Source organism: [Clostridium] innocuum, assembly GCA_012317185.1.
Taxonomy (GTDB): domain Bacteria; phylum Bacillota_I; class Bacilli_A; order Erysipelotrichales; family Erysipelotrichaceae; genus Clostridium_AQ; species Clostridium_AQ innocuum.
Genome location: CP048838.1, coordinates 4,382,938 through 4,399,834, shown reverse-complemented (window position 1 = coordinate 4,399,834; position 16,897 = coordinate 4,382,938). Strand labels below are relative to the sequence as shown.

The window sequence follows — 16,897 nt, the reverse complement described above, 5'->3', positions numbered from 1 at the left end:
TATATGGATTGGCTGAAATATCTGATTATTCCATTGGCCTTATCCGCACTGATTACTCCTTTTCTGAAAATCGTCGCCTACCGGCTGGATATTTATGCACAGGTGAATGAGCGAACCGTACATAAGGGAAAAATCGCACGTATTGGCGGTGTAGCCATTTATATATCCTTTGTCGTGTGCATGGCGGTTTTTATGAAGACGGATATGACCATCAACGGTATTCTGATTGGTGGGACAATCATGTTCATAGGCGGTCTGATCGATGATATGGTCAATCTGAAACCGAAGTATAAGCTTGCATTTGAAGTTGCTGCCGCCATCGTTTTGATGACAGTGGGAAAGGTTTCACTCGATGTGATCCGTCTGCCGATGGGAATTTCCATCGATATGGGACTGGTATCCTTTATTGTAACCTTTGTGTGGATTATCGGTATCACCAATGCGGTGAACCTGATTGACGGACTGGATGGTCTGGCAGGGGGAATCTCTGCGATTATTCTGGTTGTCATTGCATGTCTTTCCGTGATCGAGGGACGTCTGGATATCCAGACGATGTCTTTGATTCTGGCAGGGGCAACCATGGGGTTTCTGCTGTATAATTCACATCCGGCAAGTATTTTCATGGGGGACTGCGGAGCCTTGTTTCTGGGCTTTATTATATCCGCTATCTCATTGCTGGGCTTCAAGAGCTCCACGATTATGACACTGGCACTTCCGATTCTGCTGCTGGCGGTTCCCATTGTGGATACCATTGGGGCAATTTTGAGAAGAAAGCTGAGTGGGCATAAATTTTCCGAAGCCGACAAGAACCATCTGCACCATCTGCTGATGCAGCGGTTCGGACATCGCAATACGGTCATTATTTTGTATGTGGTGACTGCGCTGTTCGGCTTTACAGCGTACATCTATCTGATAAATAAAGCGACAGGATTTCTTGTTTTGTTTATCATCGCACTGGTTGTTGAGCTGTTTATCGAGTTTTCCGGGATGATATCCAAGCAGTATCACCCGTTGCTGTCGATAGCGAATTCCATTCAGAAGCGTGCCAGAAAGCTGTATCGGAAATTTTCAAAGAAAAGTCCGGATACGAAACAGGAAAAATAGCAAATCTAATGCTGTAGAAATCCTTGACATTCAGGATGAAAAAAATGAGAGAATACAGGGCTGCGACCATGATTGCAGTGCTTGGATTCTCTTTTTTACATTTTGTATTTGATACTCGTGTAATGAAAATTATATCTTTGTTTGCCATAGCGTTAAAGCAACACCGATTTCATAGCTGCGATGTCAGACATGGCTGTTGTTTTTACTATAGGCAAAGCCATTACAGAGGGGGGTATATTTTGTATTATTTTTACATTTTCCTTTCTTCTAACAGGAAACAGCTGTAGGAATGCTGTTGTGAATGACTCCATATTGTAAGAATTGTTTTTATGGGACATTTACGGCATTTTCTCTAATTATGAAGACTTTGTGGATTTTAATAAAAAAAATATCCGCAATTTCAGGATTTTTTAGGAATTGGCCCTTTTTCTATCGTATGTATATAGTGAGGTGAGAAAAATGGAAGTTAAAAAATTATACGAAATGGTCGATGAGGATCAGAAGGAAGGTTCCCTTGGAGAGAAGGCGTATTGGAAGGATCTGTGGGAATGCTACATCGAGGAGAAGAGCATGGATTATGCATCTTTGAGTGTGAAGGAGGCGATACCGCGGCTGGTGTCGGAACAGAATCTGAGAGAACGCCGTCATGCGGGAAGCTGTGGTGAGCTTGGTGTGGATATCCGTGTTGGTGATATCTGTTATATAGATTTTGGTGAAGCATACATTGCAGAAATCGGTTATCAGCATTTTGGTCTGATTATAACAATTTTTCATAACAAGGCATTCGTTGTGCCGATGAGCGGGAATCATACGGCTTATCTGCAGGCCTACAGCAAGGAGAATCCGAAAGGGAAGCGTCATTTGATGCGCCTGGGGAAAATCAAGGGAATGAATAAGGAATCGGTTTTGTTCATCAATGATGCAAAATGGATCAATACTGCCAGAATTATTGATGTCAAAGCACATTTAAGGCGTGACAGTGAGCTGTTCCGTGAAATAAAGGAACGTGTGAAAAACTGTCTGGACTAATGCAAGGCGCTTGTTTGACGGGGAAATGCAATTTGAAGAGTTAGGGAATGTCAGGATGATGAAGAATGCTGTGGAAAAGCAGGCAATTTTGCAGAACAGACAAAATATGACAGAATCCATGCGAAATGTCTTCTACAATAACGCATGAAAGAGGTGGTTTTGTTTGGAAAAGGTGATGAACAAGAGACTGAAGGGGAAATTTTCCATTCATGCGGAGGATTTGGCCTGTGCCGGAATTTCAATAATTCTTGGTACACTGGCTTCTCCGCTTAGTTATACACTTGCATTTCTGTATGTATCCTATTCCTATATGCGTACAATCCGGGAAGCAATGATCAGCGTATTTTTTATTCTTCTTTGCTCGTTAACCAGAGGAATTCTGCCGGCGTACAGCTATGCGCTTGGCTTTGCCTGTTACTTTGTGATTATTCATATGGTTAAGGTGATGAATCAGAATTTATACCAGTGGATGCCGTATCTGACAGCACTGTTAAGTGCGGCGTTCAGTGTCCAGCAGTATGGACTGCACAATACGGCTGTGATTCTGCCGGTACTGAGCTTTGTGTTGATGCAGGAGCTGTTTGCGGATTATCAGTGGATTCAGAAGGGGATGCTGCATAATGCCTGCATGCGGGGAATTCTGCTGTTTACCATCGGCTTATTGGGGGTGGAGCTGTTACCAGTATATGCACAGGAGGTCATTATGATTACCATGCTGCTGATTGCTTTATCAAGCAATGCATGGATCACAGTGACTGTGGCGCTGATGATATATTTCCTGCTGGATATCCGTGTGCTGCCGGCACTTGTCCTTACGGTTCTTTTAAGTGTTTTGAAAAAGGAGCGCAAGAGTGCCATGCTGCTGTTGCTGGGTGCATGTTTCCTGTATCCGGATAATACAGAGGATTTGATATATCTGCTGCTGTGTATGAGCGGTGTTCTGCTTGTACCGGCGAATGCAGCTTCCCTGCATATGAGTACGGAGCTTCAAAATGAACAGGAGTACCGGCTTTCTCAGACGAGTATGCTAAAGCGGCAGATGCAGAATTATGCCAATATCTTTCAATCCCTGTCGGAATATTATGCACAGATCAGTGATGTGCAGGCTGAACTGCTTGCCAATATGTCCAATGCTTTGCAATATAATGCAGACGCCATACGAAAAATAGACGGCTACGAAAAGGATACGGTACGTGTCGCCAAGGCGCTGGAAGGCTATCAATATGATGTGCGTGAGCTGAGTATTGAAGAGCCGAAGGAGGGCTGTATACAGGTTTGTGTGGAAATAGCAAATATCAAACGCGGAGAAATACGAACCACGCTGCTTCCGCTGCTTGAGGTCCTGCTTCACCGAAATCTGCAGATCGCGGACATTCGCAATCGAAAATTCATGCGCGGCTATCATTCCATCACCGTCTGTGATGATATTCCCTTTGTCATTGATGCCTATGCGGACAGTGTAAAAAACTCCTACACCTCCAGCGGGGACACCTTTTCCATCTTCAGATTCCGTCAGAGTGTGGTGTGCATGATTTCGGATGGTATGGGAAACGGTGAGCGTGCTGCCCAAAGCTCACGCCTGATTACGAATATTTTCCAACGTATGATGGTCAGTGGAATTCCACAGGACAGCGCCATCAAATGTATAAACAAGCTGATTCAAAGCGATACCTATGCAACGCTGGATGTCATCTGCTTTAACCGTTCACAGGGGGTTGCCTACATATCAAAATCCGCAGCCTGTCCGACATTTCTGCTGCGGGATGATCAGATATATGAAATTAACGGCAGTGCGTTGCCTGTGGGAATCATCAGTCAGATGCAGCCGGACTGCTTCCAGGTTGATGTAAAGGCAGGGGATGAATACCTTATGATATCTGATGGCATATATATGAATGAGATTTATAAATGGCTCAATCAGAGGACACAGACAAGTGTGAAGGCGGATGTGGAAAGCTTTACGGAGCTGTTAAAAAAGACAAGACGTAAGGACGATTCTACGATTGTACTGGCCAAAGTGGATGAGGTTTAGGAAACTGTGCCAGCTTAAAGATATTAGAAACTCCGTGAAATTACGTTTGCGATAATTAAAGCTCAGTGCTGTATTTATAGAATACTGTATAAAGTAATCATAACAACGAAAATGTTATATTACCAGCCTGTTTCCTTTAAAATTTATATGATAGTATATAGGTGTAAGAGGAACGATAGGGGTTGGTAGTAATGGTTATACATAACCTTCACGCTCTGAAGCACAGGAGCATGAAGATGCTTGAAGACAAAGAAAAACACTTAAAATTCCGAATATGGGTTTCTGTGATATGTATGGTCTGCTTATGCGGATGCTCTAGTGCAGGTGAGAAACCGGAAATAGAAGTAACGCAACAACCTGTCATATTGGAGACCCATACGAAAGCATTATCGGATAAACAGATACTGTCATTTTCTCTAACGCAGCCGGTGAGTGAGGGATACAGTGTTGCTTATGAAGGAAATTGTGTCATAAACGCAGATGGAACACTTGATCGTGAGAATGAAGTCACCGTTTTTACATCCATCATGAAGGAGAATACCGTGCTGGCGAATGATACCAAACACATTGGAATCGCCAATATAGATAGTAACCTGACGATACAGGATGAAAATACCTTGTTGCTGATAACCACAGTACACTATGATGATCCTGATGGAGATATCATATTTCATTATCTGGAGCATATGACACTTGCTGTGAAGCAGAATAAGGGAACTTACCATATCGAAATAACTGAGGTGACCATGGCATAGCGTGATAAAGAATTAGTATGGGAGTGCTTATAATAGGGCATTCCTTTTCTTAGATATTCTGAACGCAAATCATGCAGAATTTGATCCTATCTGAATTTCATATCTACTTCTTTGCTTTGTTGTAAGGGAATTTGTATCAGTCTTCATCATACATGAAATTCATACCCACCTGCATGATATAATGTAGAAAGAGTATGATATAATAAAGCTATGCAGACAGGAGCTGATAATATGAAAGCTTTGCCAATCGGTATAGAAAATTTCAAAGAAATGATTGATCATCAATATTATTATGTCGATAAAACGAACTTTATCAAAGATGTATGCAATGAAAAAGTAGCGTTATATACAAGACCGAGGCGATTTCACCGAAATAGTGTCGATACCTTTGGTATCCGACAAGAGGCGCGCTAGTAGCGGGAAAAACCTTGAATATGAGTAGGCGCTGCCCGCCCAGGCGTGCTGTATTATTTCTTTTCAATCAAACAAAAGGAAAGCGCTTATCTGTTTGAGGGATTGGATATCACAAAAGATGCGCAGGTTATGAAACTACAGAATCAGTATCCGGTTATTTTTCTTACTTTAAAAGATATGAAAAATAATACCTTTGAAAAACAACTGACAATGTTTTCCTATCTGATGCAGGAAATCATTAGAAATAATCATGAATTGCTAACAAGTGAGCGGATCAATGAATTTGACAAGGAGCGAATGAAAAGTTTATACCGTGGTGCACAAAATGAAGTGGAGCTGCAAAATGCTTTAAGATTCATTTCGGGATGTCTGGAACAACATTATCAAAAGCAGGTAATCATACTCATCGATGAATAGGCGCTGCCCGCCCATGGCGTGATGTCCCTTTACAGAATGCCTACTTGAACGGTTATTATGATGATATGGTTGCTTTCCTTGGAAATGTATTCAGTGCTGCTTTAAAAACAAACAATGCCTTAGAGAAAGGGATACTGACAGGCTGTTTAAGGATTGCGAAAGAATCGACACCACAGGCGGGCTTTAGCCTTTTTACTGGACTGAATAATTTTAAGGTGCTTTCTATTTTTGATGAGACCTCCAAACAGCGATTTGGCTTCACGCAGAATGAAATCGATTCCTTGTTGCTTGATTATCAGGCAAATGAATATCAGGGGCAGGTAAAGGAATGATAGGCGCTGCCCGCCCATGGCGCGATGGCTATCAGTTTGGAAACTGTGAAATTTACGCTACTAGCGGACAGAGTCTAACCCGTGGAGTGTTTTGATGTATCTTGATAAATTGATTAAAACGGATAAACAAACACCGGAGTCTTTTTGGGCGAATACGAGTGGAAATGATATTATCTATCGCTACGTAAAAGAAGCAAGCTCTAAAATGAGAGAAGAATTCGATATACTGGCATCAGGCGGAGTTATTGAAAAAACAATCAAGGATAATATAACGTATAGGGAATTGGATCAAGTTAATAATATTTACAGCTTTTTATTGTTTACCGGTTATCTGAAAGCTGTTCAATGTACGGATCAAGAGAAGGGAATCTACCAGTTGATGATTCCAAACAAGGAAATCAATCGGATTTATACGATGATCTTCCGTGAATGGTTCGAACAGCAGATAATGCAAAACAGTATAAAATTTGCAGAAGCGCTGATGGTAGAAGATGTGAAAGCGGCTAATAAAGTACTGAACGATGTTTTATTTCAGTCAATCAGCTATTTTGATTACAATGAAAGGTTCTATCATGGTGTTTTAATAGGCATGTTAAATGACTATCAGGTAGTGTCTAATCAGGAATCAGGAGAAGGCAGGTTTGATCTTGCTGTTCTTCCGGCATATGCCAAAGAAAGAGGCCTGTTGTTTGAAGTAAAGGTGGTAAAAAATATGGAACATATGGAAATAGCCGCAGAACAGGCATGCCGGCAGATAAAAGATAGGAAGTATCTGGAAGTTCTGTATAAGAAAGGCTATACAGATATCGTCGCATACGGAATCGTCTTTTGTAAGAAATCCTGTCTGATTGTAAAAGCAGAATAGCAGTCTGTCTGAGATTTCAGGATATAGGATAAAAGCAGGTGTTGGATGATGAATATCCCTCATCTGTTTTTTCATAGACAACGTGTTCGTTTTCTACCAGTGATAGAATAAATTCACCTGGCTATTTATTTTTCATATTGCCTAATGATCGTATTTACCGTATAATAGCCGCATGAAACAAATGAAGAAACTGGAAAAAGGAACCTATATCATCGGTGTCAGCGGAGGCCCGGACTCTATGGCATTGCTGGATATGTGCAGAAAAGAAGGATTCCAACTGGTTGTCGCGCATATGAATTATAAGAAGCGTGATACGGCGGATCGGGATATGGAACTGGTGCGCAGCTATTGTGCACGTTTTCATATTCCCTTCGAAGCGAAACTGCAGACAAAGCCCTGTGTGGGCAACTTTCAGGCGTTTGCCAGAGAAGAGCGCTATCGTATGTATCGCGAGCTTTTACAGAAGTATCAGGCGGCTGCCGTATTGCTGGCACATCATTTGGATGACCATCTGGAAACCTATCTGATGGCAAAAGAGCGTGGTAGTATGAAGGAATATCTCGGTATACAGGAGGAAGCATGCATCATGGGCTGTACAATCATCCGTCCGCTAATGGCGTATAGCAAACGGGAACTGGAAGCATACTGTAGAGAGAATGCCGTGCCTTTTGGAATTGACGAAAGCAACCTTACGGATCACTATGCAAGAAACAGAATCCGGCATGAGATTGTGGATAGAATGTCGGAAAAGGAAAAAGAAACGCTGATGGAAACCATTTCCCGGGAAAACATGCGCATGCAGCAGCTGCGTGCAGATTGCCGTGCGTTTTTAAACAGCTGGGACGGAAGTCTGAAAAAACTGCGGGTACTGGACAGCTATTTTCTGGAACAGGTGCTGATCACCTGGATTCATGATACATGCAGCTGTTATCTGTCCATGCATGAAATTCAGGTGCTGCGGGAGCTGATTATGAACAATGCAAACTATTGGACACGCGATATCGCCGGCGGGTATGATATATACAGTGAATACGGAAAGCTGGTAATTGATATCAGTGAGGAAATCAGCTATTCCTATGTATACGATTATGCAGTATTTGAGAAAACCCCGTACTTTGAAACAGCTCCTCACGGAACAGGGGTTGAGGCGGTTACTCTGCAGGAAACAGACTGGCCGATAACCATAAGAAATGCACAGCCGCAGGACGCCATACAGCTTCGATTCGGCGTAAAAAAGCTGAACCGCTGGTTCATAGACCGCAAAATTCCCAAAAAGGAACGCAAATTATGGCCGGTTGTTGTGAATGCTGCGGGAAATGTGATTCTGGTGCCTAAAATTGGCTGTGATATTGCACATTTTTCTAACAATCCTACGCTATTTGTGTTAAAATAGTAGATAGCTGTATTAGGAGGATTTTGCATGCACGACGTAGTTGAAAAAGTATTGGTGTCCGAGGAAGACATCGTAAAAAGAAGTATGGAATTAGGAAAACAAATCAGTGATGATTACCGCAAAACAGGGAAGGCACCGCTGCTGGTAGCCTTACTGAAGGGAAGTGTTCCTTTTCTTGCAGAGCTGATTAAGCATATAGATTTGGATATCCAGTTTGACTTCATGGATGTATCAAGCTATGAAGGAACAGAGTCCATCGGAGATATTAAAATTGTCAAGGATCTGGACTGTTCAGTAAAGGGCGTACCGATTCTGCTTGTGGAGGATATCGTTGATACCGGACGCACGCTGAAGGAAGTGACACGTCTGTTGAAAAACAAAGGGGCAAGCGATGTAAAAGTCGTTTCTCTGTTAGATAAACCGGATCGTCGTGTTGTAGATATAACTGCAGATTATGTAGGTTTTGAGATACCCAACGAATTTGTTGTGGGCTTCGGTCTTGATTATGACCAGCATTACCGCAATCTGCCTTATATAGGAGTACTGAAACCTGAAGTATACAAATAAAACGTTAGGAGGACGATTGAATGAACAATAAAAAGTTTATAAGCTTTCTACCTTATATCTTAGTCCTTGGTATTATGCTGCTTCTGATTTCCTATGGATCAGAGGGTAATACAAAAAACTTTAACTATAACGAATTTATGACAAAGGCAAATACCATGACATTCACCAAAGCGGAAATGTCAATGGGAACTACCGTTATTGATGTAAAAGGGTCGTATAGTGAGAAAGGCAAAGATGTAAACTTCACCGTTCGTGTGCCAAATACGGAAAAGAATGTTTCCTATCTGACAGACGTATTCAAAAAAAGCAAGAGTACCAATTTAACAGTAAGCGATCCAAACAGGGAAAGCCTGTTAATGAAATTCCTGATGAATGTGTTCCCGTTCCTGCTGATTGCAGGTGTGGCGTTCTTCATGTTTTCTAAAATGAACGCGGGAGGAAACAATAAGGCATTTGAATTCAGTAAATCCCGTGCAAAGATCGAAGGAAATATCAAGGTTCGCTTCAAAGATGTTGCGGGCTGTGATGAGGAAAAAGAAGAGGTTAAGGAAATCATCGACTATCTGAAGGATCCAAAGCGGTTCACAGATATGGGTGCCCGTATTCCGAAGGGCATGCTGATGGTAGGTCCTCCCGGTACCGGTAAGACGCTGCTTGCCAAGGCAGTAGCAGGAGAGGCAGATGTACCGTTCTTCTCTATTTCCGGTTCTGATTTCGTTGAAATGTTTGTCGGTACCGGTGCGAGCCGTGTCCGTGACATGTTTAAAAAAGCACAGCAGACTGCACCGTGTATCGTCTTTATTGATGAGATTGACGCCGTCGGAAGACAGCGTGGAGCCGGCATGGGCGGTGGAAACGATGAGCGTGAACAAACCCTGAACCAGCTGCTTGTTGAAATGGATGGTATGGGTGAGAATAAGGGTATTGTAATCATTGCGGCTACCAACCGTCCGGATGTTTTGGACCCTGCGTTGCTGCGAAGCGGACGATTTGATCGCCAGATTACAGTGAACCTGCCGGATAAGCGCGGACGCTATGAAATTTTGAAGGTTCACGCAAGAAACAAAAAGCTGGCGCCGAATGCAAATCTGGAGGGTCTGGCAAAGCGGACACCGGGCTTCTCAGGTGCCGATTTGGAAAACGTGTTGAATGAGGGTGCTATATTAGCCGTACGTGATAAACGTAAGGTAATTACAATGGAGGATCTTGACGAGGCTATTGACCGTGTTATGATGGGGCCTGCCAAGAAATCCAAGAAATATACAGACAGAGAAAAACGCCTGGTAGCCTTCCATGAGGCAGGACACGCTGTTATCGGCTTGAAGCTGGATGACGCAGACAAGGTGGAAAAGGTTACGATTATTCCGCGTGGTGAAGCAGGCGGCTATAACCTGATGACACCGAAGGAAGAAAAAATGATGCCGACAAAGGCAGACTTCATGGCACAGATCACCGGCTTAATGGGTGGACGTGTTGCTGAAGAGGTTATGTTTGATGAAGTATCTGCCGGAGCAAGCAATGATATTCAGAAGGCTACAAAAATTGCAAAGGCTATGGTACGAAGCTGGGGTATGTCCTCTCTGGGACCGATTCAGTATGATGATGGTACCGGAAATGTATTCCTGGGCAGAGATTATGGCAGCGGAAGCAATTATTCCGGTGAGATTGCATATGAAATCGACAAGGAAATCCGTAAGATTATCAATGAATGCTACGATCGTGCAAAACAGATTATTGAGGATAACAAGGATCTGCTGACACTGATTGCAGAAACGCTGATTGAGGAAGAAACCATCACCAGCGAACAGATTTACAATCTGATGAATTACGGTAAGCTGATTTCTCCTGAGGATGAAGTACGTGCAGCGGAAGCAAAAGCCAAAGCGGCCGAGCAGAAGCTGAAGGATCTGGAGGCAGGCATTACACAGGAAGATACTGCTAAGGAAGTCCACGAAGACGTACAGGATTCAAAGGAGGCGGATATTGATTTTGATGCAGCCTTAAAAGAGCTGACTAAAAACGATTACGACGAACATAAGGAATAGTAAAACAGAGTCATGCGAGCGGGTAAACGTTCCATGACTTTTTTCAATGAATCAAAGCTATATTTAGCATTATATGGTAATCCAATGAATGGAAAGGGGAACTTTATCCCCGCAATCAATTAGATATACCCGAAATAGCAGGCATGAAAATCGGTATCGTCAACATTATGGTGAATGATGAAACAGACTATGCTTTAGGATGTATGCATAGCCCTTACTTATTAAAATGAAAATTCATATAGTAGAAATAAATGGATAAAAATTTCATAAAATTATTCTATTGAGCAAATTATCTGATAATTTACGTGAAAAATCACAAAATATAACCGTTTACAGTGAAATTAGTTTCATCAGTTTAAGAAAAAAGGATACTGCACCCTGAATGGACTGTAAGTGTTTACATTAAAAAAAGTACAGGATATACTATACGAGAACTTGATAGGAGGAAAACTTATGAGTAAGCATATTGTAGCAATTACAGCATGTGCAGCAGGTATTGCACATACGTACATGGCTGCGGAATCTATGGAGCAGGCAGGGAAAAAACGCGGAGATTCTGTACATGTAGAAACACAGGGGTCCATCGGAGCGGAAAACGTTCTGAGTGAACAGGAAATCAAACAGGCAGACGTTGTCATCGTGGCAGCTGATATTGATATTGATTGTGCCCGCTTTGCCGGAAAACGTGTCATGAAGGTAAGAAGCGTGGATGCAATCAAGGATGCCAATGCATTGATTGAGCGTGCTTTGAATGAGGCGACGCTGTATGGCGAAAAAGGAAGCAAGGCGGGAAACATCACACTGGGGAAAACGGAAAATCCGATTATCAAACACATTATGAGCGGTATTTCCTACATGGTCCCGATGTGTATTGCCGCAGGTTTACTGCTGGCGATTGCGAATGTATTTGCATTTCAGAAGGACGATCTGGGGAGAATTGTAAACTGGGGCTTTGATAACAAAACAGCGATGGGCTACTTCATGCAGAAGCTGTTCATGGTGGGACAGACAGGCTTCAAGCTGATGATTCCACTGTTTGCAGGCTTTGTTGCGAAATCCATCGCAGACAAACCGGCAATCGCTCCGGCTATGATCGGTGCCTATATTGCCAACGATCCTGAATTTCTGGGAACACAGACAGGCGGTGGTTTCCTGTCTGCGATTCTGGTTGCATTCATCGTAGGATATTTTGTAAAGGGGATGAAGCGTATTCCCTGGCCGAAAATCGTGCAGCCACTTACCGGTATTATGATTATTCCGTTCGTATCCACTCTGGTGATTATGATTATCGTTCTGTTTTTGATCGGTCAGCCGATTGCATTCGCAATGGATGCATTATACAGCGGACTGACAACACTGAATGAACAATATGCGGCAGCTCCATTCATTATCGGGGCAATCATTGGGGCAATGGTCGGCTTTGACTTCGGCGGTCCGGTAAATAAGACGGCATTGATTTTCGGAACAGCCGTATTTACGGATACAATGACCAAATACGGTGTACAGGGTGCTAACTTCGTGCCGCAGAGTGCCACACAGGCGGCGATTTCCGTTGCGCCGCTTGGTATCTGGCTGGCATCTGTGATTTTCAAAAACAAATTCTCAAAAACTGAAAAGATTTCTGCGACAAGCGCCTTCGGCATGGGAATGGTCGGTGTAACAGAAGGGGCGATTCCCTTCGCTGCAGCCAATCCGTTACAGATGATTACAGCAAGTGTGGCAGGCTCTGCACTGGCAGGAGGTCTGGTAGCTTTGACAGGCTGTAAATTTTATGGCGGTATCGGATCACCACTAGGAACCTTTATCGGATATATCGAACAGCCGATACCCTTTATCACCTGGATTCTCTGTGTACTTGCAGGGATTGTGGTAACGGCATTGATTATCGGCTTCTGGCGAAAACCGGTTGTAGAAGAAAACGAGTAACAGGAGGCAGTTATGGATAAGAGTGTATTTGACAGGCATCATATTCAGTTTGATACAGAAGCGAAAACACAAAAGGAAGCCTTTCATGTGATTGCACACGCAGCATATGAAGCAGGCTTTGTAAAGAATGAGAATGCTTATTTTGAAGGTATGTGTGAGCGTGAAAAAGAGGCGACAACCGGCTTTCAGGACGGTATCGCTATTCCTCACAGCAAGCATGCGACCTGCATGAAACCGGGAATCTTTCTTGTGAAATTTGAACATCCGATAGAATGGAACGCGCTGGATGGGGAGCCTGTACAGGTAGCACTTGGGCTTACGATTCCAGAGGATGGCGGTGATGTGCATCTGCGCATTCTGAGCAGGCTGGCACGCAAAATGATCAGCGAGGAATTCCGAACGGCACTGAAAAGCGGAACCGATGTTGATGCCTTGTATGAGGTTATCGCTGCAGTGGAGCTGTAAGCGATAGATAGCTATGAAGAAAATGCATGTGTATTCTCATACACATTGGGATTATGAATGGTATTTTACCGCAAGTGAATCCATCATACAGCTGATTTATCACATGGATGAGGTGATTTCCGCACTGGAAAGCGGAACACTGAAGACCTATTTACTGGATTCTCAGGTGAGTATTCTGGAGGAATATCTGAATATGATGCCTGAAAAAGAGCCCGTGGTACGCAAGCTGGTAGAAGAAGGAAAGCTGATGATCGGACCCTGGTACACTCAGAGCGATGAACTGATTATCAGTGGAGAAAGCCTTGCGAGAAATCTGTGGTATGGGATAAGCTATGCAAGAGAACTGGGTAACTGTATGATGATCGGTTATCTGCCGGATTCCTTTGGACAAAGCAAGGATATGCCCAAGCTGTATAACGGCTTTGATATTCGCGAAGCTCTGTTCTGGAGAGGAGTTCCCAATGATGTATGTAAACAAAGAGAGTTTTACTGGCACAATACAGATGGAAGTGCTGTGCTGTGCTATCATATCCGGGACGGATACTTCTATGGTGGAAATCTGATTTACACCGATGATGTGGACAAGGTGGAAAATCGTGTTTTAAACGGTGCCTCCACAACCCATCAGCTGCTTCCTCTGGGAGGGGATCAGCGTTATGTGGATTTCAATCTGCAGGAGCGTCTGAGCTATTACAATGAACGCTCCACACATGATATTCAATATTTTGAAAGCGATTTGGAAAGCTTCTTTAAAGAGCTGCGAGAGGAGGAAGGACTGCCGCAGATTACGGGCGAGTTTATTGATGCCTCCGTTTCCAAGATTCACCACTCCATTTATTCCTCACGCTATGATCATAAACAGCTGAATGATATAATTGAACGTCGCATTATCTATCAGCTGGAGCCATTTATGGTTATGCAGATGCAGATGGGGATCAAACCCAAAACCTCACTCCTGAGGAAGCTGTGGAAGAAGGTGCTTTTAAACCATGCGCATGACAGTGCCTGCGGCTGTAACAGTGATGCTACCAACGATGCCATCCTGCAAAGATTAAGGGACTGTGATCAGATGAGCTCGATGCTTTTGGATTATCAGGTACGCAAGCTGAGTGAATCCATCGAGGGAATCCGTGAACAGGATCTGGTGTTCTATAATACGCTGCCATATACTAGAGATGATGTATACCAAGTGTCTGTATCTACGAAAGCAAGGCACTTCCGTATTGTGGATGAAGCCGGCTGTGAGGTTGTTTATGACTGTCTTGGGACGCAGCGTGTATACAGCGGAAGCATACGCAGGGACCCGTCTGTATACGATGAGGATTTGTATTATTATCAGAGTGATATCCGTATTGCCATGACTATGAGGCCAATGAGTATGCGTATACTGCATCTGGAAGCATGTGAGCACACGGAACAGCTGCAGGAATGCAGTGCTCTTGAAAATACATTTTATAAGATTACCATGGAAAACGGCAGTCTGCGACTGCTGGACAAAGCAAACGGGAAAGTTGTTGAGGATTTCCTGTATGTAGAGGACAGCGGAGATGAGGGAGATACCTATGATTACTCCTGGCCGGCGCCTGACCATATCTATACGCTTCACTTTCAGGATGCACAGGCAGAATGGAAGCATGGAGCACTTGCGGAAACGCTGGTATTGCATGGAGCATGGCAGCTTCCCGAGAATTTGCAGGAGCGTGCCGATGGGAAATGCAGTCAGGATATCGCATATACGCTTTGTATACAGCTGCATCAGGCCTCAGATGTATTACAATGTGAAATGACCATTGACAACACGGCGATGGAGCATCGCATGCGTGTGATTTTACGTGGTTTAAGCAGCTCATCCTGCAGTATTGCGGACACCCCGTTCGGTACCATTCAAAGAGCACATGATCCCAAGCACATGGAGGACTGGAAGGAGGCTGGCTATCGTGAGGAGCCTACGCCGATTTATCCGATGCTGCACCATGTATCGAATGGAACAAATCAGGTGCTGACTTGTTTCTGTAAGGGAATAAAGGAATATGAAATCCTGAAGCATACCGATATCGCACTGACACTGTTTCGCAGCGTACCATTGCTTGGACGTCCGGATTTGAACCGCCGTCCCGGAATTGCGAGCGGAAACGAATTCAAATATATACCGACACCGAAATCAGAGCTGCGGCAGACCATGAGCTTCTCCTTTGCCCTGTGCCTGCGGAATGGATACGATGCTATGGAAGTGCAGAAAACATGGCTGCGCTATGCGAATGATGTCCTGTTTTATCAGCTGCAGGAGGTCAACCGCTTTGTGAACACACAGAAATACTTTGTCACTCACCCGTATCCGAATGCGGTAAAACCTCTGCATAGCGCTATTCTCGATATGGACAAAAGTGACTGCCTGCAATTTTCTTCCCTGTATCCGCTGGATGATAAACAGGCGATCCTGCGGGTATATAATAGTCGCAATGAGATGGTAAAGGAAGATTCACTGTGTTATACAGGAGAAACCATACAGCAGACGAATATGCTGCATGAGCCACTCGCTGACTGTGAAGCTGAGCAACACCCTGTGACGCTGTCAAGCATACAGCCGGAGGAAATCAGAACCTATAAAATCATCGTGAAATAGAGTATAATACCGGTAGCGATGGAGGAATGCATATGGAAAAGGAAATTCTTTTAAGAATCAATCTGGCAAAGGTTAATTTCACCTATGTGGAAGAAACGATTGCACAATATTTCACAGACGGGAGAAAACCGCTCACGATTCACGAGCTCGCAAGAGAGCTTTCTATTTCCAGCTCCTCCATTACACGCTTCTGTAAGAAAATCGGACTGAACAATTTCAAGGAGCTGATGTACCTGTATGAGCAGCATCTGAATATGCAGAATGCGCCGCAGATTTCTAATATTTCATTGGATTTACAGAGTGAATATTTCCGCATCTTTCATCTGGTGGATCAAAACTTTAATGCCAAGGCGATGGAACAGGTATGCAGTTATATTTATGAGCATCGCATTATCAACATCTTTGCATTCGGACTGAGTGCTACTGCAGCAGAGGACTTTCGTTTCCGGTTTTCCCGCCTCGGTAAATTTATAGAGGTCATTCATGATAAAGATGCCATCAAAATGAGCTCGCGGGTATTGCAGAAGCAGGATCTGGTTTTTATCTTCACCCTGCGCGGGAATACCTATCTGGAGGAGCTTGCCGCAGAGCTGACATCACGGGGAATTCTTGTGGTAAGCATTCTGGGAAATCAGAACAGCCGCCTGAAAAAGCTCAGTGATGTTGTTCTGTATACCTCATCGCTGTCCGGGGAGGAGTCCACCGGTATGATATCCGGTCAGATACCGATTTTAATCATGATCGATATGCTATACTACCATTATGTACGCACCTACAGCGACGCTTTGACAAACTGGGCAAGTACAGAGGAGATTTTAAAGGATCGAAAGGAATAGACATAGAAAAGCTGCAGATATGCAGTTGTTACAGCTTCACATAGAAAGGCTCTCTCCCATGGAGAGGGCCTTCGATGCAGTCGGCATTTTTCAC

General features: G+C 43.6%; 15 protein-coding genes. All 15 read left to right on the top strand.

What is annotated here, in order from left to right:
- Positions 1 to 3: 3 nt before the first annotated feature.
- Positions 4 to 1,104, top strand: a complete 1,101-nt coding sequence (locus tag G4D54_21500; protein ID QJA04823.1) for an undecaprenyl/decaprenyl-phosphate alpha-N-acetylglucosaminyl 1-phosphate transferase — start codon at positions 4 to 6, stop codon at positions 1,102 to 1,104.
- A gap of 459 nt (positions 1,105 to 1,563) precedes the next feature.
- Positions 1,564 to 2,133, top strand: coding sequence for a hypothetical protein (locus G4D54_21495; GenBank protein ID QJA04822.1), 570 nt, complete (start codon positions 1,564 to 1,566; stop codon positions 2,131 to 2,133).
- A gap of 175 nt (positions 2,134 to 2,308) precedes the next feature.
- Positions 2,309 to 4,165 carry a SpoIIE family protein phosphatase gene (locus G4D54_21490; GenBank protein ID QJA05262.1) on the top strand — a complete coding sequence of 619 codons (1,857 nt, stop codon included), beginning with the start codon at positions 2,309 to 2,311 and terminating at the stop codon, positions 4,163 to 4,165.
- Between the two features lie 236 nt (positions 4,166 to 4,401).
- On the top strand, positions 4,402 to 4,920 hold the full coding sequence (locus G4D54_21485; protein QJA04821.1) for a hypothetical protein: 519 nt from the start codon (positions 4,402 to 4,404) through the stop codon (positions 4,918 to 4,920).
- A 231-nt stretch (positions 4,921 to 5,151) separates the two neighbouring features.
- Positions 5,152 to 5,334: an AAA family ATPase gene (locus G4D54_21480; GenBank protein QJA04820.1), complete on the top strand. Its 183-nt coding sequence runs from the start codon at positions 5,152 to 5,154 to the stop codon at positions 5,332 to 5,334.
- A gap of 45 nt (positions 5,335 to 5,379) precedes the next feature.
- Positions 5,380 to 5,751, top strand: a complete 372-nt coding sequence (locus G4D54_21475) for an AAA family ATPase (protein ID QJA04819.1) — start codon at positions 5,380 to 5,382, stop codon at positions 5,749 to 5,751.
- Positions 5,752 to 5,816: 65 nt separating this feature from the next.
- Positions 5,817 to 6,083: an AAA family ATPase gene (locus G4D54_21470; protein QJA05261.1), complete on the top strand. Its 267-nt coding sequence runs from the start codon at positions 5,817 to 5,819 to the stop codon at positions 6,081 to 6,083.
- 94 nt (positions 6,084 to 6,177) lie between these two features.
- A complete protein-coding gene (locus G4D54_21465; protein QJA04818.1) occupies positions 6,178 to 6,948 on the top strand; it encodes a hypothetical protein in 771 nt (256 codons plus the stop codon).
- 181 nt (positions 6,949 to 7,129) lie between these two features.
- Entirely contained in the window at positions 7,130 to 8,341 is a 1,212-nt protein-coding gene (tilS, locus tag G4D54_21460; protein QJA04817.1) for a tRNA lysidine(34) synthetase TilS, read from the top strand.
- Positions 8,342 to 8,368: 27 nt separating this feature from the next.
- Entirely contained in the window at positions 8,369 to 8,908 is a 540-nt protein-coding gene (hpt, locus tag G4D54_21455) for a hypoxanthine phosphoribosyltransferase (GenBank protein ID QJA04816.1), read from the top strand.
- Between the two features lie 20 nt (positions 8,909 to 8,928).
- A complete protein-coding gene (locus tag G4D54_21450) occupies positions 8,929 to 10,953 on the top strand; it encodes an ATP-dependent zinc metalloprotease FtsH (GenBank protein ID QJA04815.1) in 2,025 nt (674 codons plus the stop codon).
- A 453-nt stretch (positions 10,954 to 11,406) separates the two neighbouring features.
- Positions 11,407 to 12,879 (top strand): PTS fructose transporter subunit IIB, encoded by a 1,473-nt coding sequence (locus tag G4D54_21445; protein QJA04814.1) that lies wholly within the window; start codon positions 11,407 to 11,409, stop codon positions 12,877 to 12,879.
- Between the two features lie 12 nt (positions 12,880 to 12,891).
- Entirely contained in the window at positions 12,892 to 13,344 is a 453-nt protein-coding gene (locus G4D54_21440) for a PTS sugar transporter subunit IIA (GenBank protein QJA04813.1), read from the top strand.
- Between the two features lie 13 nt (positions 13,345 to 13,357).
- On the top strand, positions 13,358 to 15,967 hold the full coding sequence (locus G4D54_21435; GenBank protein QJA04812.1) for a glycosyl hydrolase family 38: 2,610 nt from the start codon (positions 13,358 to 13,360) through the stop codon (positions 15,965 to 15,967).
- A 32-nt stretch (positions 15,968 to 15,999) separates the two neighbouring features.
- Complete coding sequence (locus G4D54_21430) at positions 16,000 to 16,803, top strand: MurR/RpiR family transcriptional regulator (protein QJA04811.1); 804 nt, start codon at positions 16,000 to 16,002, stop codon at positions 16,801 to 16,803.
- The last annotated feature ends 94 nt before the right edge of the window (positions 16,804 to 16,897 follow it).

What these genes read in the sequence shown, in the direction of transcription:
- G4D54_21500 (QJA04823.1), top strand. Translation starts at nt 4, where the DNA reads ATGGATTGGCTGAAATATCTGATTATTCCATTGGCCTTATCCGCACTG.
- G4D54_21495 (QJA04822.1), top strand. Translation starts at nt 1,564, where the DNA reads ATGGAAGTTAAAAAATTATACGAAATGGTCGATGAGGATCAGAAGGAA.
- G4D54_21490 (QJA05262.1), top strand. Translation starts at nt 2,309, where the DNA reads ATGAACAAGAGACTGAAGGGGAAATTTTCCATTCATGCGGAGGATTTG.
- G4D54_21485 (QJA04821.1), top strand. Translation starts at nt 4,402, where the DNA reads ATGCTTGAAGACAAAGAAAAACACTTAAAATTCCGAATATGGGTTTCT.
- G4D54_21480 (QJA04820.1), top strand. Translation starts at nt 5,152, where the DNA reads ATGAAAGCTTTGCCAATCGGTATAGAAAATTTCAAAGAAATGATTGAT.
- G4D54_21470 (QJA05261.1), top strand. Translation starts at nt 5,817, where the DNA reads ATGGTTGCTTTCCTTGGAAATGTATTCAGTGCTGCTTTAAAAACAAAC.
- G4D54_21465 (QJA04818.1), top strand. Translation starts at nt 6,178, where the DNA reads ATGTATCTTGATAAATTGATTAAAACGGATAAACAAACACCGGAGTCT.
- tilS (QJA04817.1), top strand. Translation starts at nt 7,130, where the DNA reads ATGAAGAAACTGGAAAAAGGAACCTATATCATCGGTGTCAGCGGAGGC.
- hpt (QJA04816.1), top strand. Translation starts at nt 8,369, where the DNA reads ATGCACGACGTAGTTGAAAAAGTATTGGTGTCCGAGGAAGACATCGTA.
- G4D54_21450 (QJA04815.1), top strand. Translation starts at nt 8,929, where the DNA reads ATGAACAATAAAAAGTTTATAAGCTTTCTACCTTATATCTTAGTCCTT.
- G4D54_21445 (QJA04814.1), top strand. Translation starts at nt 11,407, where the DNA reads ATGAGTAAGCATATTGTAGCAATTACAGCATGTGCAGCAGGTATTGCA.
- G4D54_21440 (QJA04813.1), top strand. Translation starts at nt 12,892, where the DNA reads ATGGATAAGAGTGTATTTGACAGGCATCATATTCAGTTTGATACAGAA.
- G4D54_21435 (QJA04812.1), top strand. Translation starts at nt 13,358, where the DNA reads ATGAAGAAAATGCATGTGTATTCTCATACACATTGGGATTATGAATGG.
- G4D54_21430 (QJA04811.1), top strand. Translation starts at nt 16,000, where the DNA reads ATGGAAAAGGAAATTCTTTTAAGAATCAATCTGGCAAAGGTTAATTTC.